We start from the raw sequence: 24,734 nt of genomic DNA, 5'->3' as shown, positions 1-24,734 counted from the left end.
TTCCTGTCAGGGGCAAACTACAGAATTATTAACCGAAGAGCAGCAACTCCGTAAGGAGATGGATGAGTGGATGGAACCTTATCGTAGGGAAAAAGTGGCGGATTTCGAGCAATGGGTGAAACGAGTGGAAAAACTTGAAATTTATGTATTGGAATATCCGGTTTATAAACACATGGACAGTTTTTACCAGAAACATCAGCAGCAGTATCTCCGCTTGCGGAAGGCGGATTTGGCTCGTTACAAACCCGCACCTGAATTACTGCCCGGTTATGAGCCTACGCCCCTTTTTCGTAGCACATATCGTGATATAGATTTCGAGACGAAAGAGCTGTTCAAGGTGCTGCAAAATGTGGGGAATTTCCGTATGCTCAGCCTTGCAGATACCCGGTTCGGAGCAGCTGCGTTAAGTGGATATATCATAAATTACCTCATTGAACAACAAGGGATGAGCCGCGAAGAAGTGTCTCATAAATTTGCCTACGGTGAGATCCAGTTTGCCGATTTAATCCAAGGAAATGAATGGCAGATTACCTTGATAGTATGATACAGCAGATACGCATATTGTTGATATACTTTTCCCTAATAGCGTGCATAAGTTCCTGCCAGGGGCAAACTACGGATCAATTAACCGCAGAGCAACAGCTCCGCAAAGAGATGAATGATTGGATGCAGCCCTACCGAAGGGAAAAGGCAACAGATTTCGAGCATTGGATCGATTGGGTGGAAAACCACATCGATGGAGTATGGCGACATCCGGTATATAAGCACATGGACGCTTTCTTTCAGCAGCATCGGGAGGAGTATCTCCGCTTACGAAAAGCTGACTTGGCTCGTTATCCTTCCGCTCCGGACATCTTGCCCGGTTATGAATTGGTGCCGGATTTTTATGTGCCTTATGAAGATCAGAGTTTTTCCTTAGAAGAAGTGCTCCGGCTGGCACAGGGAGTCGGGAATTTTCGCACGCTGGGAATTGCAGACACCCGTTTTGTAACCGAGATCCTGAATGGATATGCAATGGAATATTTAAAAGCCGAAAAACACCATACACAGGAACAGGTGATAAACCAACGTATGTATGGAGAACTGTTCTTTGTCGACTCGATACAGGACGACCTGTGGCAGATCACGGTCGTCGACCGGCTGTATGCATTGAAATTCAGCTGGAACATAAGGGATAACCTTGTGTCTAAACCTGAACTGTGGGTATATACAGGGGAGCGGCAGCCCCCTGGGTGGCTGAGCGGGCAGGCTCCCAAAAGCAATACTCCTCTGCAGCAATTAGATAGTACCCTAAGTAGCTTTCGATGGTCGCTATACGATGAAGCAAGCAGTGACGAGAAAGATTCCAATGGAATCATAACCGAAGTCGTCGACAACATGACGGAGTATTATCAGGCGCACCGTCAGGATTATATCCGGCTAAGAAATGAGGAACTGGCCAAATATCCCCGACCTGACGCTTCCTATGCCAAAGCCTTCACATATGATGTTCCGGAGTTAAAGGAAGATCTTTTGAGCGTGCTGGAAAAAGAGGGCGATCGTTATAAAATCTCCAATATGGCTGCTCCCTATGAAACAGAGGGGAGTTACACCATTCACAATTTCCGCTATATGTTGATGCGGCACCTGAAAAACTATGCGGAATATAATCTTACGGCATGGATAGCCGGAATAGACACCTATAGTAAACGAGTTGCTACAGATATATGGGAAATCCAGTTCTTCTACCACAAATATGCCGTTAGTTTCCGTTGGAATATAGCTACGGATGAGATCAGTGATTTAATGGTAAAAACCAAAGAAAAGGTGACCGTAGACCGGCCGGTTGGAGAACCTGCTGAAATAAATTGATAGGATAAACCTTAGACGAAATGAACAACCCACAACCACTCGGAGCAGACGAAGTACATCTTTTAAAAGATGTGTTCAAGGCCGTTCACCGGAATTTCCTTCGGTTTTTTTTGATGGAACTCTTCCTGTTTATCGTGCTCGGTTCCCATATCGCGTTGGCGGTATACATCAAACCGAACGGAATGGAAGCGGTACTCATTTTCGTTTTGATTGCCGGAATCTTTTTATGGCTGATCGCTATTGCCCATCACTATACACGATCATATGATACACACCGGAAAGCATTACGCACGGATATGCGGCAAAACAGGAAGCATATCTGTTCCGGACGGTTGTCGGCAAATGGAATCGAGGAAAACCTGTTCGTTTATCACGTTGACGGGCAAGCCGTATCTATTGCCAGTAAGGATACCCTGTTGGGATGGAAAATAAAACGATTTGATACCCTGACGGATACGGATATAACGCTGGACTATCTTCCCCATAGCCGTTTGTTGTTGGATATGCGGTACCATGAAGCTGCTTTGAATGCAACGAGCGAGACTCCCCCCTTTAACGAAGATCAGATCAGGGCTCTTGCGGTGCTTCCCAAAAATGATAGACCAAAGCGCCAGATAATACACGAGGGTATCATCACGGAAGCGATGTGCTATGTTTTCCCGATTTTCTTTTTTATCGGAACGGGCATTCCTTACCGATATACTTTCAAAAAGTTAAATGTCCGGCTGGCAAACCACCTGTTAACGCAGGTATCCAAGGATATGCAGATCGGTCAGCATCAAAAAGTTGTTGAATTTTTATATACCTAATACCATGATGAAAAATAATATCGCCTATTACCGCTTCCTCCCGATGGTACTCATCGCCAGTAGCAGCCTGCTGACTTCCTGCTTTGGTCCCAGAAATCTCGTTACCCAACAAAGTGGCATACCCCATTACAACTATATAGGAGACACCCTGAACGGCTGGGCTTTGGTGCGGCAGGACAGCCTATGGGGCTATATTTCCACGGATGGAAAACAGGTCATAAAGCCAACCTTTTTATGGGCAACAGACTTTGCCAACGGAATGGCGCTGGCACAGGATGACCATGGGTATCGCTATATCAACAGTCGGGGCAAATTATTGCGACGGATAAAAGCACCGCATGCTTATTCGTTTGCCGAAGGATTAGCTCCGGTGGAAATAAAGGGTAAGTGGGGTTATATCAACCCTAAAGGCAAAACAGTCATCAAACCCCGATTTGACTGGGCGGAACCATTCCACGAAAACCGGGCCGCAGTTTCCATAGGTCTGAGAAAGGGATTCATTGACAAAAACGGCCAGATCATCATCCCCGCCATCTATGAGGAAGTAAAGGCCTTTAAAAACGGGGTAGCGATCGTGCGGAAAGATCTAAAGTGGGGCATGATCGATACGCTGGGCAATTTCCTGTTACCTAACCAATATGATCAAATCGAACCGTGGGAAACTGATTTTTATCGACTCGGGGTATATAATCCGGCAGCAGATCTGGTCAATATCTTTGGCTTGGCGGACGTAAGCGGAAAATTGCTGCTGGACACACAATACGCTGCTATAAAATTAATACAGGACAGGTATATACACGCCCGCCGGGATACTTTGGTCGGGCTTTGGGATCGTTATGGAAATGTAGTCATTCCTATGGAATACACTTCTTTCGGCGTTATTTCGGACGATGGTGTTCTTGCTGCCTATAAAAATGGGAAAGCAGGTTTTATCAACCTTCAGAATCAAATCGTATTGCCTATTGAATACGAGGGTACAGGGACTTCAGGCAATCGAAAAATCGCTTATAAGGACAGTACTTATGTGTTGATGGATAATCAATTTAAAGTAATCAAACGCATCAAAAATTATAAAGATGTTTACTCATTTTCAAATGGTTTTGCGGTTGTAAGCATTAAAGATCCGAACGATTATTACGGAAACCTATACGGTTATATTGATGAGGATGGCAACGAAATCATCCCTCCCAAATATCCGGCTGCCGGAGCTGTTAATGCTTATGGAATAATGGTTGTAGGCCAGCGAAATTATAGCATCATCCGTCAGCTTCTCATCAATACCCATGACCAATTGCTTTCTGAGGGAGAAGACTATTACGAAATAAACGCGTTCGGTTCAAGATTGCTATACAACAAAGGTGGATCTGACTTTAAGTTCTTTTCATCGAAAACGGGACAAGTCCTCACTAATTTTCCATATACCAAACTCTATCCATTGGAATATGGTGAACGGAAAGATTGGGCCAAAGTATATCGGAATGGCAAAATAGGATTAATAGATACCACATTAACCGAATTGCTTCCGCCAGAATATGACGATATGCGTTCTTTTTATAAGGGCAGGATCGAGATAAAAAAGGGTGATCACTGGGGATACGCAGATGAGCAATTCCGTATCCGGATTCCTTTTATCTACAACAAAACCGAATACTTTAGGTATGCAATGACGACTGTGGAACAAAATAAGAAAAAGGGGCTTATCGACCGGGATGGGCGTACGGTGATTCCTTTACGGTATGACCAAATAACGTTCGACTATGCCTGCGACCGCATCTATGCCGATAAAGGTGATGATGGCATTGATATTTACGACAGAGAAGGTCGTTTGCTATTGGCTACCGACTTTGAGTACATCGGTCAATATGGGAGCAACAATTATGTGGCTTACCGGCAGAACGGCAAACTGGGCTTTATGGACTACAATTTTAAGGTGCTGTACGAACCGGAGTTTAACGGCTGTGGTCATTTCTACGATGGGTTGGCATGGGTACGCAAGGATGCAAAAGGCGGCTATATCAACAAACAGTTTCAACTAGTCGTTCCTGTAGAGCTTGAGTACATGGAAAATTTTGCTGCCGGATTTACCAAAGTAAAAAAAGATGGCCGCGAATATTATATCAATACCAAAGGCGAAGAAGTTGTACCTACCGAAGCTGAGCTGAAAAAACGAAATGAAGAAATAGAACGCAGAAAGCGTGGGTGGATTGATTTTAGTAGTTAAAGATGTTCATTTTTCCTCGTTTCCGTGGATTGCCTGGAAACGACCAGCTAACTTTGTTTTACATCAATTGTAATAAGAAAAATTGAGGTATGAAAACTAAAATACAAATCTGGAATGATATGCGATCCTACTTCATTACGCTGCAAAAAAAGCTGTTCATTGCTGCGTTTTTATACATGGGTATGTCTACTCAGGTGTTTGCCCAGCAGTCCTTAGCAGAGGCAAAAGCGCCGATAAAAATCGTCCGGGATCTATATTTCAAAACCTCAGACCACACTATTGATGCCGTGACTGACTGTAACGGATATCCCGAATTCTATACTGTTGGCCAACCCGATGCACACACACAATCTTTCCGTATCACGTGGTATCGCGAAGACCAGCTATACACCGAAATCTATCTTTTGAAAGATGGAAGACTGGTCTATGCGCTTGAAGAAGTAAAACGTATGCGTCTTAATCATTACACCCAGTCTGTTTGGCGGTGTGAATATTTTATCAAGGACGATAGGGTAATCGACTACAGGTCTTTAGGTCATGGAAAGACGGAGGATGATGTATGGGAGCCGGAATCGATCTTGATTCAATTCAGCGACCGAAAAGCCGAACTGGAAAAGATCAGGAAGTAAGCAAAAGGTCTACATCTCCTTCCCTAAATCAGCTTTCGTTCAAGGGCTATCCTAACAAGTACGGCAGTGTTTTTGGCATCCAGTTTCAGCAGCAAGTTTTTGCGGTAGCTTTTGATCGTTTCCGGACTCAGGAAGATTCGGTCGGCTATTTCACTATTGGTCAATCCCTCGGCTACCAGTTTCAGCATTTCCCGCTCCCGCTGGCTGAGCCACAGATGAGTTTCTTTGGGCCGTTTCATCAGCACATCGATTTCATGGCAAAGAAAGGTCTCGCCGGCAGCAACCGCCTGTATCCCCGCAAGTACTTCCTCCGTCATGGCGTTTTTGATCAAATAACCTGAGGCTCCATTTTCCAGCATCTGCCGTACTACACTGTATTCATTATGCGTAGTCAGCGCCAAGACCTTGAGCTCCGGGAAACGGTCTTTGAGTTCCGTGCAGAAGTCTACCCCGCTGATATCCGGCAAGCCTACGTCGAGGAGCACCACATCGGGTTTCCAGAAACCAATGGAGTTGCGACATTCGCCGGCACTATGTGCCACACCGACAACTTTCCCTATGCCAGATTCTTCAATAAGACTTTTAAGTCCATCGGTCAGGATTTTATGGTCGTCTACAATGGCTACCTTAATCATGTTGTTCCTTTTTTGTCAGTTCCAGTTCTACATGTACTTCGGTACCTTCCTGCGAAGAGTAAATATCCAGTTTACCCTGAAACGCTTCCACACGCTGACGGATGTTCCGTAACCCCATACCCTCGGAAACGGTATGCTGATCGAACCCGTTTCCATCGTCCTGTACCGTGAAGGAGATACGATCGGGTTCCTGCACCAGCTGCACGTTGATATGCTCGGCATCAGCGTGTTTCAGTGCATTGTTGACCAGCTCGTGGATACAGCGATACACCATAATTTCCAGCTTATTGGACAGGCGCGATTCATCTCCGAAATAATGGAAATCTGCTGTCGGGATGGCAGCACAAAAATCGGCAAGCGAAACTTTCAGCCCGTAGCGCAGCAACGACTCGGGCATCATGTGGTGTGCCACGCGGCGGAGCTCCTGTATGGAATCGTCCAGCATACCCAGCGCCGTCTGAAAACGGGTGACATCCACAGCTTCCAGCAGGGCATCGCCCTTTACTTTCGGTAAGTTCATCTTTACGGCAGACAGCATCCCGCCCAGTCCGTCGTGCAGGTCTTTGGCCAGGCGGGTGCGTTCGGCAGCTTCTCCATCGAGCGTGGCATGTACGGCGACGAGCTGTTTTTCCTGTTCGAGCCGCTGGGCTTCCTCTTCGGCAAGTTTCCGGCGGCTCACCGCCAGACGGTAGCGGATAAAGGCAAAAGCCAATGCGATCAGCAGAATGGTTGCCCCGGCAACGCCGAGCCACGTATACAGTTGTCGTTGTTTTTCCAATGCGCTTATTTTGAGTTCTTTCTTTTCGGTTTCGTATTTTACTTCCATTGCCGAAAGGGAGTTTTGGTAATTTTCGTTACTGTATCGGTCTACGATCTCCTCATATTTAATCATATACTCATGGGTGAGATCCGAATTCCCAAGGAAAGCGTTGGCTGCTACCAATTTAGCATAGGCCCCTCGGGATATATTGTAATCTGTCGAATCAATCGCCAATACCTCCAATGCCGCTTCGATGCATTGTTCATACTCTCCCTGGTAGAAATAGATGCTGGATGTCAGCTCAATCGCTTCGGTAATATAGTGGTCAATCCCCAGTTCTTTGGCCTGTTTGACTGCTTGCTTTGCCAGCGGCAATGCCGTAGCATAATCCTCGTGGTGATAGTGAACTCGTGCCAGTTGTTCTCGGGCTTTGTTCAGGAACAGCTTATTATCCGTTTGTCGAAATAATTCCATCGCTTTTTCGGCATAATCTATGGATTCCTCGATAGGTGCTTCCCGATAAAGGCCGATATCGCTTAACGCCACATAAACAGTTCCCAGCCGTCTTTTGTCACCGGTTTCTATTGCCAGTTGTTCCGCTTTTTTGTAGTAAACCAATGCCTGTTCGTAATTTTTCATGATCTGATAGATCCCTGCTGTATTCGAATATATTAGGGCGATACCGTTGGTATCGTTATTCAATTCAAAGACTTTAAGTGCTTTATGGTAATGGGCAATCGCTTCGTCATATAGGCTTTGACGCCGGTATATATTGGCATACGCATTATAAAGAGAGGTCCGCGTTTGGTAATCATCCAGATTTTCGATAATTGGTCTGGCTCTGTCGAGATATAGCAATGCCGTGTCGTACACGCCGTCCATATAATAGGCTATGCCTGTATTTTTAAGGAACGTGGCGGTCATCTTTTCGTCTCCGGTTTTCTCTGCAAGGGCCAACCCCTGTTTTCCGAAAGCAATGGATTTGTCCACATTGATACTGTTATAAAACCAATTGAGATCATCCAATATTTTGATCCGTTCTTCCTCCGTCAGCTTCTTCGTTGCCAATACCTGTTCAAGCGAATCCAGGTTCTGTCCTAAACTTATAACTGGCACAAATACGATCAGCAGATATAGCGGTAAATGAGATGCTCGCTGTATTGCTCTATGTATATATGTATTCATCATCTTGTCTGGTTATTGGGATCTATCCCGGTTATTCGTAAGACAAAGGTAGCAGTAAACAATCTTGCTAAAAACCCCCTTTGGGGGGTATTGGGAGAAGTTTTGCCACTATACCTTTGTTTTTATCAAATGGTGGAAAGCGACCGATGTGTTCTGCCGACCGTCAACCGGATAAAAATTATAAACTATAAAAATAAGCAAAAATGAAAGCAAAAATCAGAAAAACAGGCATAATGTTCTTGGCAGCAGTGGCTTTGTCAAGCTGTACCAAAAACGATGACATTGGAGTACCAGAGGCCGAGAAGGGTTACGCCACGGGTAAGGTGGTCGATACAAAAGGAGATCCCATTGCTGGAGCAAAGATAGTACTGGAGAACACGGTGTATTATGCTTCTTACATCACAGGATCCACCAATGACAAAGGCTCTTATAAAATCAAAGTGCAACAAGGCTCCTGGAAAGCCCTTGCGACGCTCGAAAAGGAATATAACGGGCAAACCTATTTGGTAAGTCTGCATCCGGATCGCACTGAGTCTTTTACAGAAGAAGGTGTCGTATGCAATTTTGTGTGGAAACTGGAAGGTCGTGATCCGGTTAATGGGCTGAGTTTTTATGGCGGGCTTATTCGCGTAGCTGAAGAATACGACGATAATTATCCCAATCTGGATTTGAACGATGTAGAATTAATATTAACCCCCGACGGTCCCTTGATTGATGGCTCCGAAGGCAAAACGCTGAAGCTGCACACCAATGACAAGTACTGGGATCAGTATCACGAAATAAAAGATATTCCCATAGGTCGTTATCGTGTGACGGCTGTATTAAAAGAGGGGAATACGCCATTGCGAATCAAGGATCGATATGCCGACGGTGAATTACTACCCGAACTGCAACTTAATTTCACGCCGGAGGATTATAACCTTCCTGGATGTTCAGCATCAATTGCTATCGGTTACTAAAGTATAGACCTAAAAACGTATTTATTATGAAAACGATATTTCAAAAAACAATAGTACTGTTCTTGGCAGCGGTTGCTTTGTCAAGTTGCTCTAAAGACGATGATATCAATCCAGAAGGAAATGGAAACGGTGATTTATTATTGGTAGAAGAAAAGGTAAACGGACAAACGCTGTTAACGTACGAGTACGATGCGAGAAACCGGGCAATCGTTTGGACACAATATGTCAATGGAGAAATCCATACGACCCATAGTTTTACCTATGATGACAGCGATCGTATGATCGCTCAAGAACGAAGACATAACGGGCAGGTTTTCTTAAAGGAGTCCTATTCCTACGAAAGTGATGAACGACCGGTCTCCGGTGTTTGGACTTATATAGGAAATAGCGGAAATGTATCAACCGTGTCAACCGTTCAGTACACCTATGACCAAAACACGGTTACCGAAACCGTAGATATCGAAGATGTTGGGACGATTATTAATTCTTATGTATTCGATAGTAAGGGAAATTCAATTCAGCATAAAATAGGTCAGGGAGTTGTTGACTACGGAGATTTTGATGGTAAGTCTGGTGTCTATGCGCGACATCCGTGGTCATGGAAGACACTACAAATTAACAATTACCAATCTGTCAAAACAACAGCAGCAGGTATGGTCATTTCAGACCATATCTACAAATACACCTACAACGATGCCGGTTACCCCATAAAAGCGAAAGTGTATGACCGACAAACTGAAGAACTGGTCGAAACGAGGGAATACAACTACATAAAAGCCAACTAAAAAAATAAAAAATGAAAATAACAGTTCACAATACAATCCAAAAAATATGCATATTGTTCTTAGCAGTATTTGCTTTGGCAAGCTGCACCAAAGACGATGACACCAACCCCGACGGTAATGGAAGCGGGTATTTGTTGTTGGTTACTGAATTTAAAAACAATGGCGTGACGGTCGGCCGATATGAGTTTGACGATAAAAATCGAATGACAGCCTTCCATTCTTATGACGGGGAAGGTGCGCATGCAGTTTCTGCTACCTACACCTATGATGAACGCAACCGTCTGCTCCTTGTCACCAATAAGCTCGTTGATGGAACCCTAGTCAGTACAATAGAGCATGTTTACGAGGGGAATGATGACAAACCTGTATCAGCGGTTACAACCAATTATGCCGGGGCCGTTGTTGTGTGGAATATCACATACAGCTATGCGAATAATCAGTTGACCGAAACCATTATTCAGTCTGCACCGGCTCCAGAGATAATCAATGTCTACACCTATAATGCTAATGGAGATCTAACATCCTTGAAAACAAATCTGGGTGGAATATGGGCAGGGACAACTGAATACGGCGACTACGACGATAAAAACTCACCCAGCATGTTGGGGAATCCTTTTGACTGGAAGATTCCTTACAGACATAACTTCCGATCATTTAAAACAACTCAAGAATCAGGGGTAACAGAAGATCAGTTCTACAAATACACCTACAATGATAGCGGTTACCCGGTAAAAGCAGAAGTGTATGACCGTGCCACAAACGAATTGGTAGAAACCCACGAATACACCTACAAAAAAGCAAATTAAAAAATATAATTATGAAAAGTATAATCAGAAAAATGGCAGCCCTATTTATAATACCTGTAGCAATGACATCCTGTTCAAAGGATGACACCAAAAATAAGGAAAGCAAAGGCGACTGCTGGTACAAAGTAACGATTGACGGGCAGACAACACTCCCAAACCGGTTCGGGCAAGACAACATCATCTTAAATTCCTCCTCATATCCTGCGGAAGGAGATGCAGGGTTTCTTCTTTCGATTGTACAAACAAAAGCGAATGGATCAAGAGATCCGGTATTCGATTTCTCGTCTGACGGAGCCCAGTTCAATGGTGAAACCCCTGTGGGCACAACTTACACGGCCAATTTCTTTCATGCATTACAATTAAGTGCTCCGGAGCTTGACGGGTTTGAATATGACAAAGGGAGGCATGGAAACCAAGGTGAGATTACCCTTTCCGTAGAGGAAAACTCTGACCAACAGATACGGTTTCGCATCACCGGAACGGTTATGAAATGGGAAGGAGGCGTAGAAAATCCACAAGAGGTTGCGCTGGTGCCCATCGAAGCTGAATTTACCATTGCTCGTTCCAATTACATAGAAACCACTTCTGGGGGGGTGTTTGCGGCGGGTGTGAGCTGCGAATGCAAAGAAGAATAATCATAGATCATTTTAACCATACATTTTAAAAAGCAATGAAAAAAGCAATCTTTACCCTTATGGCGGTCGCTATCGCCTTCGCTGCACACGCGCAGCAATTTCAAAAAGGAACCACAACGGCCAATCTCGGTATCGGGTTGGGAACCGCTCTGGGAGGCCTCGGAAAAGCCCGCCCGGCCATTTCGGTATCCGTTGACCACGGCATGTGGGATATCGGTGGCCCCGGCGTGATCAGCCTTGGTGGCTACATCGGCAATACCGGCTACAAGTATACAAGCGGTACCTATACGTACAAGTGGAACTACACCATTGTTGGCGTTCGCGGGGCTTACCATTACAATGGCTTTACCAACGTACCAAAACTGGACGTCTATGGTGGTGCCATGCTCGGCTACAATATCGCCAAGTACTCCTCAGATGGGGATGATGCTTCCTATGCCAATAGTTACGGTAGTGGACTCGGGTTCACAGGATTTTTAGGCGGGCGCTGGCTTTTCTCAGAACGTTTCGGTGCTTATGCTGAATTGGGGTACGGGGTATCGGTATTGAATGCGGGGGTGACTTATAAATTCTAAAGGAACAGGAATACACCCCCGTCTCCCATTCGAACGTCAACCCTCTGAAAATTTTCGGAGGGTTGACGTTAATTCAGTTTTAGCGCTTTTTGACTACAAGATTTTAACCGTATAACTTTCCTTTAACAATCACAATATAGTATCAATCTGCACCTCAACCCCGTCTTCCGTTTCGGTCAGCGTGACCAAATCGTGTATATGTTCCCATTGCAACTGACCGGGATAGCTTTCTTTCACCTCGATGGCACCAACGAGTTCCAAATAGCTACCTATTGACTTTCCATCCATATTCCACAGTTCCGTATCAAAATTGGTAATGAACACAAAAGCCTGTTGCAGTGTCCATCCGGGCAGTGATATTTCAGTAACGCCATGCCCACAGGCTTCACAGGGTCCCAAATCAGTGTAGGTATATCGGATTCCGTTCTTATAGGTATAAGAGTTGCGGCTACAGAATCGCTCGGTCTTGTTTTCGTTCCGTTCTTCAACAATAGCAGATAACTGGCTGAAATAATCAATCATTCGGGCAGTGAGATTGGTCGGAAATCCCAGTAAGTAAGTATTTAAAACATATCCCCTTTGCCTGTTGCCAAATTCAATTAGTACCCATTTTGAAGGATGGGTATACGCTTTGGCTACTGTGTCAGATTGGTAAGTAAACAAGGGATGAGCTCCCCCTTCCGGTCGTACTTCGATGATGTTGACTTCCGTTCCATAGCTCAACGTATCCAGAACAGTCCGGGCAGATGGTTCATTATAAACCGGCACTCCCTTTCTATGCCATATATAGTGAAGGAGCCTCTCCTGGGCGTTTAACCAAAGAGGTGTCGCACAGAGGAATGTAAGGATATAGGCAATCAAAAGTCTCATACAAAAACTGCATTTTACTAATTATTACAAAAGTATGAAGTCTCATCAAAAATAAAAATCCTTGTTTTCAAGGATTTCAAAGCTTTTCCGATTACCGTAATTTTGGAATATTAAACGATACATCGATACGTATATGAAAATTTATTTGGCGTTTATGCTACTGCTTTCCACCGTATTTTCAAGCTATGCGCAGGAAAAGAACGATGGATTACCTTACCCCGACCTTATCCCGATATTGGAAAACGGATTATACGGTTATTGTGATAAAGATAAAAACATCATCATCGAACCACAGTTTGAAGGGGCCGCGTTTTTCGGGGAAGATCTGGACTTTCTCGACATCAAGGTCCCCAAAAAGAAAATATTTGGAAGCAGCGCCTATGCCACTGTGTGGCAGGATGGACAACGGATGCGTATCGATAAAAAGGGAAACGTGGTCTACCAGTATAATCCGGATGATTTTAATGAAATCCGTCCGAAAGAAAGCATAAACGCATCAATCAAGCAATCTTATGAAAAGTTTCAGGACGACCAGACCCGGCTATGGGGGGGTGCGCGATATAGCTACAAGCGAGGTGTTGATTCCTGCACGATACAATATTCATGAAGAATTATATTCCTACTTCCACGTACCCCAGTATCCACTGATCCTGGTTTCGCAAGCCAGTGGTGACAAGAAATTTTATGTCGGGCTGAATGGCACAGAATACCTTGAAACAGTAGCCGTCCAATCCAAAACCGAAGGCTATAAAATAGATTATCGGGTATACTTATCTGGATCCGACTCTGCTACGGCTGAACTACAGGGTGCAATGGTATTCTGGGATGAGATCAAGCCATTTATACGGGCTTATGTTACCACAGAAAAAATCCGGGTAGAGCAAAATGGCACCCAGCCATACGTACAGATCGTAAATTTCACCGATAGCACCAGTTTTAGGTATTGGACGCAAGTAGATTCAATAAAAACAGTTCAATTAAAAGAAGCTACCGAACCTCAACTAAGTTTCGACCCTTTTTCCGAAGAACCTTATGTGGATGCGATGACATTAACGCTGACAGACAGTACACAGGTCATTGCTGGCTATCCATGTACGCTTGCTCGGCTCTACTTTGGTAAGGATGTAGAATATCAGATCTGGTATGTAAAAGATCTCCCAAGATTATACTTTGGCAAACATGATTTTCTAAAAAAAATACCAGGGCTACCACTGAAAATTACTGCGAATACTAAAAAAACCGATTTTGGATTTGGGATAATGGCTACATCTGTAGAAAAACTGGAAATCGACACCACTCTATTTGATGTGCCGGAAGAGGCTCCCGAATCGACCGATGTCCCGGACAATGCCTACCTGGAAAGCTTACCCTATCCCGACCTTATCCCCGTGAGCGAAGGTGGATGGGTAGGTTATTGCGACCGGGATATGAACGTGATCATCGAGCCACAATTTTATCAAGCAGAATTTTTTGAAACAGATTTCTCCTTCCAGATTACCAATGTGAACAACCGGGATATTGTCCGCTTTGGATCCGATGACTATGCCTGGGTGGTAACGATGGATGAAAAACGATACCGTATTGATAAAAAGGGTAATCTGGCGTACCATTATAACGAAGCCGATTTTAAATCCGATGCGCCTTTTATTTCACTCGACGAAAGCGATGGGTTTAAGGTAACGGGCATAGACAAGACGACGCTTTTCCAGATTATGAACGATAGCTTGTCGATCGTTGACCCTGCTTTCTATGCCATAACAAAGAGCGACACCCTTCCTCCAAAAGGTACAAGCAGCAGCCTGCCAGATATGCTTATTCGCTGTTACCTGAGCAGGGAAAGCGTGCCCTTGAGTACTTTCCGGGATGAGAAGACGCAATTGGAAGGATTGAAACACTGGGATACGGGGCAAATCGTTATCGAACCAAAATATACTATGATCGATATGCTTTTTAACCGTAACCTGAAACAAGCATGGTATCCGCTGTTCCATGCATTTTCTCCATCGGATAATACGAGCTTCTATGTGGGCTTGGATGGAACGGAATACATTATCCGGCCGGAAGAGTAAACCTAAACCCTGACATCCTTAAATGCAGCACACATGAGCGTACTTACAAAAGATAATTTCCCGGAAATCAAATCCGAGCCCAACTGGTTCTGGACCTGGTGTATCCGGGTGGTATTTTTTCTACTGTTTGGTTTGATCGTTTTATTGTTTTATGCCCTTCCCTTTTTGTTTTATATAGACGGTACGATCGAAGGTCGGCAACTCTTCGTTTTCGGCATCATCTACTATCCGATTGTGATCTGGCTGAGCTATATCGCCGTACGATACCTGATACGTATCAAAAGTAAGGCGGTTAGACATATTACAGTAAACCGTGAGGGAATTTTTTATGAGCAGTTAGACGGTACCGTGGAATCCTTGTTGTATAGCCAATTGGCGAAATCATCGAATGATTTTAATATTTATGATATCTTTATAGGTTCAAACCGAGTATACACTGGGACTACAACGTATAGCCAGACGTTTTTGAAAGTTTTTCTGAAAGGCAACGAACAAAAGGTGCGTTTTTTTCATCCGGATGTGGCTTATAGTTACTACGCTCGAAATAGCCGTTTACTGCGAAGCCACTTTATACAGGGAGTCACACTTTTCCGTCCTGATCTGCGCATCGCACCCCATGTTTATTCGGAGTTTTCTATCCACCCAGAAACCTTTGATTTTGATAAAAAAGAATATTGGAAGGCGATTGTTATCGCGATCATTTTCATCATTTTAGTATTTATCGGTATCGAGTGGTACATGAAATACCGATTTGGGTATTCTTTAATTTTTTAAATGTTATATACTAATATATTATGGGACTATTTAATCTCTTCAAGAAGAAAGACAAAGAGGGCGAACACATCGGTCCGCCTGCACACGAAGAAAAGGAAGGATATTCCGGTGACTTGGAAAAAACAGCCGTATTGTCCAATCTATTTGAGATAACTAAAGACAAGCGTGATGAAGATTGGAATCACGAATTTTTGGCCAATGTGGCCGAGGCCAGCTTTGCCTCTGGCAATCCGCAAATTATCCAGGGACCGGACGGATTTCCCTATTTTCAGTTGGAGACGCCCGCGCCGAACAAGCCCTTTCAATGTTACGTAATTAGCCACATGATTCCCGATTTTATTTTAGAGCGTGGAATCGGTATTGTCATCAACGCAAATACAGGACAGCCTGACTGGGTGTTCAGCTACGGCAGCCTCGTTAACTTCGCCTCACGGGGTGAATTTTATACAACGGGGACCAACCTGCAACTCCCAAAGGAGGAAACCATCGGGGAGAATGAAGATGTATTGATCGGCCAGCCATCGGAAGCTTTCTTGCCAGCAGCGGCACGTGCTATCCTCCGCCAGTTTATAGAACAACAGGGTATCCGGGACGTAAAGGTCGCTTTGATGTCGCGGAAATACAGTGATGAGGTATTGCAGGAACTGGTAACGAACCTGACACCGCTCAAAACCGGAGAAAATCTTTATACAGTCCTGCAATCGCATTTACAATGGTTCCTTCCGGCGCATTACTCTATGGTCGCCATGGACGAAGATGGATCGCTTAAGGATCATTTTGAACCTTTATGATAATTAATAAAGCATAGTAAGATGGTAGGTTGGGTTATTTCATTGATTGGTTTTATCATATTTTTCAACGTGGTTGGCAAACAGCAGCGAAAGGGTAAAAACGTATCCACGATACGTAAAATATTAGCCTGTATTCTGTGTTTTCATATCAACGGGATCGGGATTCATCTATTGTATGAGCCTGTTATGGAGGTCTTTGACATCAATACGGACGGGTTTATGAATATGAACGGTCTGGTTACTGCTGCGGTTATGTGGATAGTTATCGCCATCACCGTATTGATCGTATCATCTTATGTTAAGGAACTGTTAGGTTCTCTTTATAGCACGATACGAACCACCCAAAAAGTGTTTTTATTCCTGCCGATAATCCTGCTTATCGTATTTTTTTTCGTGGTAAGCTTTAAGTGATGCGATGGAGACAAACGATAATAGGCGATTCATTTACTCAGCCCATAAAAATTATAAGCAATGAACGAATATCATTTCAAATACCAGAATAGTAAAGGTGGAAAGTATTTCTTGTTAGCCATTTTCGGTGGCTTTCTGACTATTCCGCCCAGTGTTTTTCTGCTTGATTATATATCTTGGATTTTTTGGATTACCATACCGTTGACTATTTTTTTGATGGTTTATGGTCTATGGAAGTTTCACAAAACATCCATGGGTAGTGATGTCATTACGGTAGACAGCGAGGGGTTTACTTCCAAAGACTACGGTAGGGTACTTTTTAGCGACATCCACAGTATTCCACCCTTTGGTGCCCTGCAGGCGCCTCCCCCCTCCATGCGGATCAGGTTGAACAATGGAAAAAAACTGGTTTGGATATTCAATCCCAAAAATCCAAAAGCTGAAGACGATGTCCTTACCTTTACCGCTTTTCGGGAAGTATTGTTGGAGCATCTGAAGCAGCAAACACAGTCAGCATCTCCTGAAATTTCGGTGGAGACCACCCAAGGGGTCGACGTCGAAGCCATTGCGGACAACCCGGTGCAACCAGAGTCCATAAAAGCTCCTGCGGTGCAAGCCAAAGTTGTCGAACAACTGGAAAGGCATAAAAAACGGGACATCAACTACAAGTATATTACCATTCCTATCGGGGCAGCATTCGCGGTTCTGATGTTCGTGCGTACCTGTGGGGAAGATATGATCCGTGAACATAAGGACAAAGAATTTGAAGGTGTCCGTAATATGATCCTTCATGAGGAAACGGATTACCGAGATAATGTGCAGGAAGCGTTACGTGTAGCAAAAACGTATGCACGGAAATTTGGCCCTGTATACCTGTTTACCAATGATCCGGAGAGTAAAATGGAATACCTGCCCAATATCAAAAATGATCCGTATACACCCGAAATCGCAGTTGTTGGACTACGCCGGGTAGAGGATAATAAGAAACTGGAAGCTTATATAGCGCATCCCGATAGTATTGATTATTTGCTGTTCGTTTCCAAGCCGTCCCTTGGGTTCGCCACCGTTATGCAGGAGAGTGTGTTCAGCAAGGCAGATAGTACAGCTGCAGTGGTTTACTTTGCGGTTTATAATCCGTACGAATCGCTTCCCCGCAGTTTCCGCAATCAATCCGATACGACGTTCCATCCGATACAGTACACTTCTTCCGTCCAAATACCCAAAGTGGGGAAATTAACCGGGAAGCTACTGAAGAATATGGACTTTGCCTCCATCCGAGCCATCCTCCAACAGTATAAGAAGACTTATTTTTACATGGCAGTCAAGGAGCAGGACGGCATACCGGAGGAAAGATTTGAAGAACTGAAAAAACTGGTAATCTCGAATTTTGAAGAACACGATATTCCTACAGATCAATTCCAGAGTAAACGTTTTAATGTTGAATAATTAAGTGAGATATTTATAACAGTGTGCAACGTGATTAGCAATCATCTTTATACAATGAAATTTCAATGCTACACGGTAAATTCATTTATTACGCTTTCTCACCAAAAAAAGTGCAATGATATACAACAAAGTTGTTGGTAACACCTCTAATATAATGCCCATCGGAAGGATACCCGATAAATTGATGAACATAAAGAAAGAGATAGACCGCAGTCAGTAAGAAGTAGAAAAAACGTTTCCATGCCATATTATTTCAGATTTCAATGGCTTACTTTTTTGTGCAATTTAACTATCAGCGTATCCAAGCCTTTATCACGATTCGATTCCAGCCGAACCGGTTCATAGCCTTCCTTATCCAGCCATAAAACCAAACGCGGTTTACAGTTAAAGCCATTGGCTAATCGCCAATCCATGAACCAACCGGTACTATCGGTTCGGCGTTGGTAAAGGTGCAAGGTATCATGGCGTTCATATTGCTTTTCCTCTGTCGTCAGAAGAGTGGACCGGCTGTAAAAAACTTCAGACAAGGGTTCGCCCGTTTGGGCATCGACTGCGTAACCTTGTATACGCTGCATGCAATCGCAGGAAGCCAGCAACCCAAGGATAAGAAACAACAGGATCATCGTTTTAAGACGGTTTGTATGATGGTTATGCTGCATAGGATAAGAGATTAAAATAGTACACTCTTTATGGGATTTCACGTGTGACACTGCCCGTTTTAAAAACAAAAAGCAGCTCAGTCCGTACATCATTTGTTACTTCTTTTATCGACAATACGTCCGCCAGTCGATATGTTTTGCCCTTTACATCAAAGTCCATATCCAACCTAGCAGTTTCCTGTTCATACAATCCATAACTGCGGATCACCGCAACATAGGGCTTTGCAAATGGACTTTTAGTAGTTTCTACTAAACGCGTATGACCTACCTGATAGGATACCTCCTTATCAAGAGCGAACGCATGCAACATAACCAACGGAGCACCCATGGGCAAAGCTGCCGCAAACAACAGAACCAAAAGCAATACGGTATACACCTTCGTCCAAATCGATTTTCTGTATTGAACAAGGATAAAGAAGGTACTGGCAAGCCAGCACCAGAAAAGCAATCGATCTGGCAAGGTTCCTGGAAGGGAAATATCCGCGCTAAGGAATAAGAATGTATCCAGTAGCAACAGACACGCGAGACTAATATATATCTTTAGTGCTGTTTTCATCTTTCTCTAGGATTATATCCAAATGAATTGTAAATATCCAAACTTTCTCTTCATGATACTATCCACGAAAACCGCTATTTTAAACCAGTCAGAAAGAAAAATAAAAGAACAAAAGTTGCCTTTTTAAGGTCAATCTGAAAAAACCCTTAAAAACCAGTATTTTTTCGCTCTGTTGATTTGACGATTTTTGTTGTATGAATAAAATCGTCTATACGTGGTTTCCGACAATTTTTGCATGGATGATCGGTATCGGTATATCCCAGTCCAATGCTCAGTCTACCCCTCAAGCCAACTTTGACACATGGTGTATGGGGCGTTACGTCATTGACCTGCCTAAAGGTACAAAGGTCGAAGCCGAATATATGACCAAAGGTGCCAAGGTCAATACGCTGACCAATATATCATTTGCACAGTTTCTGGATACAGTAGCCACCCGGCGACAGTCCTTAAATGAAACTCCTCACAACAAAGGCGGTTCCATGCTGGTGGATACCGACTGCATCACACGCGACTGCATCACCTTGGTGTCCTGGAGCAGCTTATCTGGCAGGCGCGTGTACAATTATGAGACGTTCCAATATTTGGAGGAACACCAAGCGCTTTACATTTTTACCGGACGGGGAAATGCCGACGAGGAACAGCGGAACAAGGCCGCAAAAGTTCAAAGAAACAGCTACGGTGAACTGCGCTACCGTGCCCCCATGGAAATACCTACCGAGCCGGGCTTTTGTATCAATGAAGGTCTGATCATGACGAGCGAGCCCAACCGGGAAGAGTACACTGCCGTTATGCGATTAGCCGAATATCCGGATGTAGTTGTTGTCCTGGAATCGTATGTAACCAATAACCCCGGCGATTTTTCCGATCGGGCAACACCTTTTGGCCTTTCTGCCGCTAATTTCTTTCATACGAAAACATTGAAAAACCGGAACCGCTCCATCGGTAAGGCCAAAGGCCGGGAACGCCTGACAAGAAGCCGCATGAAGAAAAACGGTAAAACAATCTATGATTTCGAATGGAAAACATATGGTATAGCTGGATCAATGGAGTATCCCTACATGCGGCTGACCTTGCGAACTGAGAACGGATCCAGCACTCCCTCCCTCACTGGTGATAAGCAAGCACTCCAATTATGGGAGAGCCTCTTAACCAGTCTCCGATTGCGTCCCTATTAAAATCCTTGTTTTCGAGGATTGTAGCCAATAAACAGCTCGCGTAACTTTGATCACATATGGTGAAATGGACAAGAAAGAACGGATCAGGCTTGCCTTTTGGAAAAAATGGGGTTAAATTTGATAGGATGATGACCGAATAACCACAAAAATGTACAGTATGAGATTTTCAACTAAATTTATTGCAATCGTTAGTTCAAGTATTATACTTGTTTCTTGCTCGAAAAACGATGAAGGACAAAGCAGTCAGGAAGGAGACAACAAAGGAGTGCGTCTGAAATATTTTGAATCAGTACAGGCTATTGGTGATGAAGTTGATTTTGTTTTACTGCCCGGTTTCGAATTATCTGAAAATAGTGGGATCCGGAAATTCGGGGATTATCAAAATGGGGTCGGCAGTTACGAATATAATTGCTCCTGGATAAAAAACACTCCAAATAACCAAGGAGGAGGCCTAAATCAAGAATGGGTAAATATTGAGGGTATTCCCCATGGTTGGGATATCAACGACAATCACGAGAAAACAACGAAAGAAGAGTTATTGCAAGAACTAAAAGGTTACGAAGAAATTATTGACCAAAGGCTGCTTGAAGCACCCTATAAAGATCATGTTATTGTATTGAAAAAGAAGGCCAATGAAAAAGGAAATTGGCGTTTTGAAGCCTATATAGACCCCAGCCACCGTATTGACGGAGATGGGCAGCGTGCTGAATTCAGCAGCGGGATTTATAGTTTGAAGGAGAACGCAATTTATGATGTTCCACCTGATGAAGTCGTTGTATCTGTTTTTATCCAGATCCTGGAAACGATAGATGAATAGTTGATCAGGCTCTTATAATCAAACAAAGGATGGTAAATTTGATAGGTAGATAACCGAACAAAATATGTTCAATTAAAATGAAAAACAAATGCGGAATGAAAAATAATAATACGGATAATATTTGGATGTTCAGATTAGCCATTAGTTGGATAGTCATACTCAATATGTTCGGTTTCTCGACCGCAACAGCACAGGATGCCATTAACCAACATGCAGATAGTTTATTAAATATTGCCAATAAAGCGCCAAACAAACAACTAAAAATAGAAGGGCTATTGGATGTTAGTGTCTTCTGGATTGATTACGATACAGTAAAAGCTCATCATTATTTAGAAGAGGCGCACAAGCTAATGAAAGAACCACCTACCGCTTACCAAAAAGGACTGTATCATCTGTACCACGCAAATATCGTGATGGACTTTAGACCCGAAGAGGCAAAAATAGAATTTATAACCGCAGACAGCCTACTAAAGAAAGACACCTCCGCTAAAAGCTATTTTTATCGATCAAAATTGTGGAACAATTACGGTATGATACTGCAAAGAGCCAACAAAAATGATGAATTTATGGAGGTTATCATCAAAAAATCTATTCCTTACGCAAGATTATCTGGGGACAGTGTGCAAGTAGGAAAGCAATTAGAAAATGTTGGGATACTTTTTTTCAATTTTTTTAATTACAAAAAGGCTGCCGAATTTTATAAAAAAGCACTTCAAGCGACTTTAACCTTAGATGAAAACAAACAAATCAGGCTAAATATATTTATTAATGCTGCAAAGAATGAAATTCACTTGAAAGACCTACCTAAGGCAAGAGTTTTTTTGGATAGTGCTAAAGTCTATGTTCAGCAATTCCCACATGCTACTAAAATTATTCCATCTTATTATACTACAGAACTTGCCTATTACAAAAATGTGGGAAATAAGAAAAAAGTTTTGGAGAATTATAATAAAGGGATGGAATTTTCGCAGAAATACAACGATAAATACACTATACAGGATCTGAATTTCGGGCTTTTCGATTTCTATAACAACTTAGGTGATTTTAAAAATGCACAACGATACCTCAAATTATCCTATGAAAACAGGGCTTTTTCTGTCCTTCAGAATCAAGTTGTTTACCAATGGGAATTAGCAAAAATCGAAAGCAAGTTAGGAAACTATAAAGCGGCTTATTATTATATGGATTCGCTAAAGGTAACCATGGACTCGATTTATCAAAAAGATGTGTCTACAAAAATTCTAGACCTTGAGCAACAATATCAAACAAAAGAAAAGGAAAATCAGATTCTTCGGCTCGAAACAAAAAACAAACAACAGGAACTTGCGATAGCCAAGAGCCGGTGGTGGGAACTTGCTTTGGGCGCCGGACTGGCACTAGCAGTATTTGTCGCTTATTTCCTATGGAAATTAAGTACAAAAAATAAAAAATTACTTATACAGAACGATTTGCTACATAAAGAAGAACTACGTGCCATGCGCCAACAAGAACGGCTGAGCCAATACGACTCGATGCTTCAAGGGCAGGAAGCGGAAAGAAGTCGGATGGCCAAAGACCTCCATGACGGCTTAGGTGGGCTGCTGGCAGGTGTGAAATTAAAGTTATCTTCGATTGTTGCCAGAGCTGGTGGGGCTCAGGCAAGCGAAAAGAATGCCATTGACGATGTTGTCCGCCAACTGGATTATTCGGTAGATGAACTCCGGCGGATCGCCCACGACATGATGCCCGAGTCCCTGCGGTTCGGTGGTTTGGCACCTGCTTTATCGGATCTCTGCCGGTACATGGGTACACCGATGGTGCAGGTGGTCTTCCAGAACCTGGGAATCGAGGACAATTATCCGGACCAATTAAGGGTGACCGTGTACCGTGTCGTCCAGGAACTGCTGGCTAATGCCATCAAACACGCCCATGCCACGAAGATCATTCTGCAATGCAGTGAATTGGACAACTGGCTGTTTGTTACCGTGGAAGACAACGGTAAAGGAATGGAACAACAAGAAGAAAAGTCCAAAAAAGGACTGGGATTGGTCAATATCCAGAACCGGATATCCTTGCTAAACGGACATATCGAAACCATTTCCCAGCCAGGGGAAGGCACAACCGTGAATATTCAAATACCTTTATAATGGAGAAAGAACAGATTAAACTTATTATCGTGGATGACCATCCCGTCGTTTTGCAAGGATTTGAGTATATGCTACACGATGCAGAAGGTATACAGTTTGTTGGCAAATTTACAGATGCAACATCTATGCTGGGGTATTTACAAAATAATGCGGTTGATGTTGTACTGCTTGATATCAATCTGCCCGACAGCAATGGTATTGATGCCTGTGCAGCGATCAAGCAGCTTCACGAAAACACTGTCGTGATTGCCATCAGTAATATCAATGAATGGAGCATTATCCAACGGATGTTAGATGTGGGTGCAAATGGGTACTTTCTCAAAAATGCAGCAGCGGACGAACTCATAGAAGGTATCAAGAACGCCATTGCAGGCGAAACAGTCCTTAGTCAAGGTATCGAAGACATCTTAAAAAGCCGGGACACCGGCGATCTGCCGGTCATCACCCGCAGGGAAAAGGAAGTACTGTCTCTTCTCGCTTCGGGTCTGAGCTCCGTAGAAATAGGCGAAAAAATCTTCATCAGCCCGCTTACTGTAGAGAGCCATCGGCGAAACCTTTTACAAAAGTTTAAAGTAAACAATGTGGCTGCGCTCATTCATAGGGCTACAGAGATGAAGTATATTTAGCAGAACTTTAGTCTAGAAGGTTATTAATCAATGTATTTCTTACAATTGCCCTAAACCCAAATAATAAGGAATATCATTTGATTCAATAAAAATATAGACAGGTTCGTTTTATTTTATCTGATTTGTTAGAAACCATTTTGATTCTACACAAACACTATGAACCTGAGTTCGATTATTATTTAGGATAAATATATTGTGTAAAAAAAGAAATAGTTGTGTATTTAATTATCTGATTGTTAAATATTTAAACAACTATTTCTTATGATTAATTTCGATAAAATTACAGAAATTTTTTGTCTTGTTGATGAATTTTGCCAGCAATTTTTTCCTTTTCTTGAAAAAAACAGTATTGGAAACAAATCTAAAAGACCCCCAATGATGTCACCCAGTGAAATAATCAGTATTATGATTCTTTTTCATTTGAGCGGTTTCAGATGCTTTAAGCACTTTTACATTTTCTATATTCAAAAACATATGCAGGATGAGTTTCCTAAAACAGTGTCTTACAATAGATTTACAGAGCTTATGCAATCCAATATACTTCCGCTCACAATGTTTTTAAAA

24 protein-coding genes and 1 pseudogene are annotated in these 24,734 nt (G+C 43.1%); 20 read left to right on the top strand and 5 right to left on the bottom strand.

The features are described from left to right. The 5 genes from BLW20_RS14720 to BLW20_RS11840 all read left to right on the top strand — a co-directional run. Positions 1-544: hypothetical protein (locus tag BLW20_RS14720; RefSeq protein ID WP_177165086.1), on the top strand; the 544-nt coding region annotated here is incomplete at its 5' end. A gap of 110 nt (positions 545-654) precedes the next feature. Beyond that, positions 655-1,851: a hypothetical protein gene (locus tag BLW20_RS11855; protein WP_143037792.1), complete on the top strand. Its 1,197-nt coding sequence runs from the start codon at positions 655-657 to the stop codon at positions 1,849-1,851. Between the two features lie 20 nt (positions 1,852-1,871). Further along, positions 1,872-2,660 (top strand): hypothetical protein, encoded by a 789-nt coding sequence (locus BLW20_RS11850; RefSeq protein ID WP_091101262.1) that lies wholly within the window; start codon positions 1,872-1,874, stop codon positions 2,658-2,660. A 4-nt stretch (positions 2,661-2,664) separates the two neighbouring features. Continuing rightward, positions 2,665-4,881, top strand: a complete 2,217-nt coding sequence (locus BLW20_RS11845; RefSeq protein WP_091101258.1) for a WG repeat-containing protein — start codon at positions 2,665-2,667, stop codon at positions 4,879-4,881. 89 nt (positions 4,882-4,970) lie between these two features. Beyond that, entirely contained in the window at positions 4,971-5,510 is a 540-nt protein-coding gene (locus BLW20_RS11840) for a hypothetical protein (RefSeq protein ID WP_091101255.1), read from the top strand. A gap of 23 nt (positions 5,511-5,533) precedes the next feature. Here BLW20_RS11840 and BLW20_RS11835 read toward each other — a convergent pair whose 3' ends face one another. Beyond that, a complete protein-coding gene (locus BLW20_RS11835; protein ID WP_091101251.1) occupies positions 5,534-6,145 on the bottom strand; it encodes a response regulator in 612 nt (203 codons plus the stop codon). Beyond that, positions 6,138-8,093 carry a tetratricopeptide repeat-containing sensor histidine kinase gene (locus BLW20_RS11830; RefSeq protein ID WP_091101248.1) on the bottom strand — a complete coding sequence of 652 codons (1,956 nt, stop codon included), beginning with the start codon at positions 8,091-8,093 and terminating at the stop codon, positions 6,138-6,140. Before BLW20_RS11830 ends, BLW20_RS11835 begins: the two co-directional genes overlap by 8 nt. A 200-nt stretch (positions 8,094-8,293) precedes the next feature. On the opposite strand from BLW20_RS11830, the gene BLW20_RS11820 reads away from it, so the two are divergent. From BLW20_RS11820 to BLW20_RS11800, 5 genes are read left to right on the top strand one after another with little or no spacing between them, the layout of a single operon-like run. Continuing rightward, positions 8,294-9,049: a carboxypeptidase-like regulatory domain-containing protein gene (locus BLW20_RS11820; RefSeq protein WP_091101242.1), complete on the top strand. Its 756-nt coding sequence runs from the start codon at positions 8,294-8,296 to the stop codon at positions 9,047-9,049. 26 nt (positions 9,050-9,075) lie between these two features. Beyond that, entirely contained in the window at positions 9,076-9,834 is a 759-nt protein-coding gene (locus BLW20_RS11815; RefSeq protein WP_091101239.1) for a hypothetical protein, read from the top strand. 11 nt (positions 9,835-9,845) lie between these two features. Further along, complete coding sequence (locus BLW20_RS11810) at positions 9,846-10,640, top strand: hypothetical protein (protein ID WP_143037791.1); 795 nt, start codon at positions 9,846-9,848, stop codon at positions 10,638-10,640. A gap of 11 nt (positions 10,641-10,651) precedes the next feature. Next, complete coding sequence (locus BLW20_RS11805; protein WP_143037790.1) at positions 10,652-11,275, top strand: hypothetical protein; 624 nt, start codon at positions 10,652-10,654, stop codon at positions 11,273-11,275. Between the two features lie 35 nt (positions 11,276-11,310). Next, positions 11,311-11,850 (top strand): hypothetical protein, encoded by a 540-nt coding sequence (locus BLW20_RS11800; protein WP_091101232.1) that lies wholly within the window; start codon positions 11,311-11,313, stop codon positions 11,848-11,850. Positions 11,851-11,979: 129 nt separating this feature from the next. On the opposite strand, the gene BLW20_RS11795 is transcribed toward BLW20_RS11800, so the two are convergent. Beyond that, a complete protein-coding gene (locus tag BLW20_RS11795) occupies positions 11,980-12,618 on the bottom strand; it encodes an SH3 domain-containing protein (protein WP_177165084.1) in 639 nt (212 codons plus the stop codon). A 235-nt stretch (positions 12,619-12,853) separates the two neighbouring features. Between BLW20_RS11795 and BLW20_RS11790 the strand changes: the two genes are divergently transcribed. The 5 genes from BLW20_RS11790 (at position 12,854) to BLW20_RS11765 (ending at position 18,211) form a co-directional block, all read left to right on the top strand. Then, complete coding sequence (locus tag BLW20_RS11790; RefSeq protein WP_091101224.1) at positions 12,854-13,327, top strand: WG repeat-containing protein; 474 nt, start codon at positions 12,854-12,856, stop codon at positions 13,325-13,327. Next, positions 13,296-14,789, top strand: coding sequence for a WG repeat-containing protein (locus BLW20_RS11785; RefSeq protein ID WP_143037789.1), 1,494 nt, complete (start codon positions 13,296-13,298; stop codon positions 14,787-14,789). Before BLW20_RS11790 ends, BLW20_RS11785 begins: the two co-directional genes overlap by 32 nt. A gap of 33 nt (positions 14,790-14,822) precedes the next feature. Continuing rightward, positions 14,823-15,563 (top strand): hypothetical protein, encoded by a 741-nt coding sequence (locus BLW20_RS11780; RefSeq protein ID WP_091101218.1) that lies wholly within the window; start codon positions 14,823-14,825, stop codon positions 15,561-15,563. Between the two features lie 20 nt (positions 15,564-15,583). After that, a complete protein-coding gene (locus BLW20_RS11775) occupies positions 15,584-16,354 on the top strand; it encodes a hypothetical protein (protein WP_091101214.1) in 771 nt (256 codons plus the stop codon). 471 nt (positions 16,355-16,825) lie between these two features. Further along, positions 16,826-18,211, top strand: coding sequence for a hypothetical protein (locus BLW20_RS11765; RefSeq protein ID WP_091101207.1), 1,386 nt, complete (start codon positions 16,826-16,828; stop codon positions 18,209-18,211). Positions 18,212-18,471: 260 nt separating this feature from the next. Here the strand turns inward: BLW20_RS11765 and BLW20_RS11760 are convergent, their stop codons facing one another. Beyond that, complete coding sequence (locus BLW20_RS11760; protein WP_143037788.1) at positions 18,472-18,870, bottom strand: hypothetical protein; 399 nt, start codon at positions 18,868-18,870, stop codon at positions 18,472-18,474. A gap of 28 nt (positions 18,871-18,898) precedes the next feature. Beyond that, positions 18,899-19,426, bottom strand: a complete 528-nt coding sequence (locus BLW20_RS11755; RefSeq protein WP_091101199.1) for a hypothetical protein — start codon at positions 19,424-19,426, stop codon at positions 18,899-18,901. Positions 19,427-19,620: 194 nt separating this feature from the next. On the opposite strand from BLW20_RS11755, the gene BLW20_RS11750 reads away from it, so the two are divergent. From BLW20_RS11750 to BLW20_RS14770, 5 genes and pseudogenes are all read left to right on the top strand, one after another. Next, positions 19,621-20,601 (top strand): T6SS immunity protein Tli4 family protein, encoded by a 981-nt coding sequence (locus BLW20_RS11750; protein ID WP_091101195.1) that lies wholly within the window; start codon positions 19,621-19,623, stop codon positions 20,599-20,601. 157 nt (positions 20,602-20,758) lie between these two features. After that, positions 20,759-21,418 (top strand): hypothetical protein, encoded by a 660-nt coding sequence (locus tag BLW20_RS11745; RefSeq protein ID WP_143037787.1) that lies wholly within the window; start codon positions 20,759-20,761, stop codon positions 21,416-21,418. Positions 21,419-21,513: 95 nt separating this feature from the next. Beyond that, positions 21,514-23,544 carry a sensor histidine kinase gene (locus BLW20_RS11740; protein ID WP_177165082.1) on the top strand — a complete coding sequence of 677 codons (2,031 nt, stop codon included), beginning with the start codon at positions 21,514-21,516 and terminating at the stop codon, positions 23,542-23,544. Further along, a complete protein-coding gene (locus BLW20_RS11735) occupies positions 23,544-24,170 on the top strand; it encodes a response regulator transcription factor (RefSeq protein WP_091101187.1) in 627 nt (208 codons plus the stop codon). The genes BLW20_RS11740 and BLW20_RS11735 overlap by 1 nt, the downstream gene beginning before the upstream one ends. Before the next feature lie 261 nt (positions 24,171-24,431). Next, positions 24,432-24,734 (top strand): annotated as a pseudogene (locus BLW20_RS14770) (IS982 family transposase); the annotation flags it as partial.

Source organism: Paenimyroides marinum (genome assembly GCF_900108395.1).
Classification (GTDB): Bacteria; Bacteroidota; Bacteroidia; order Flavobacteriales; family Flavobacteriaceae; genus Flavobacterium; species Flavobacterium marinum.
The sequence above is the reverse complement of the archived record's forward strand: the minus strand, read 5'-3'. Positions and strand labels throughout refer to the sequence as shown.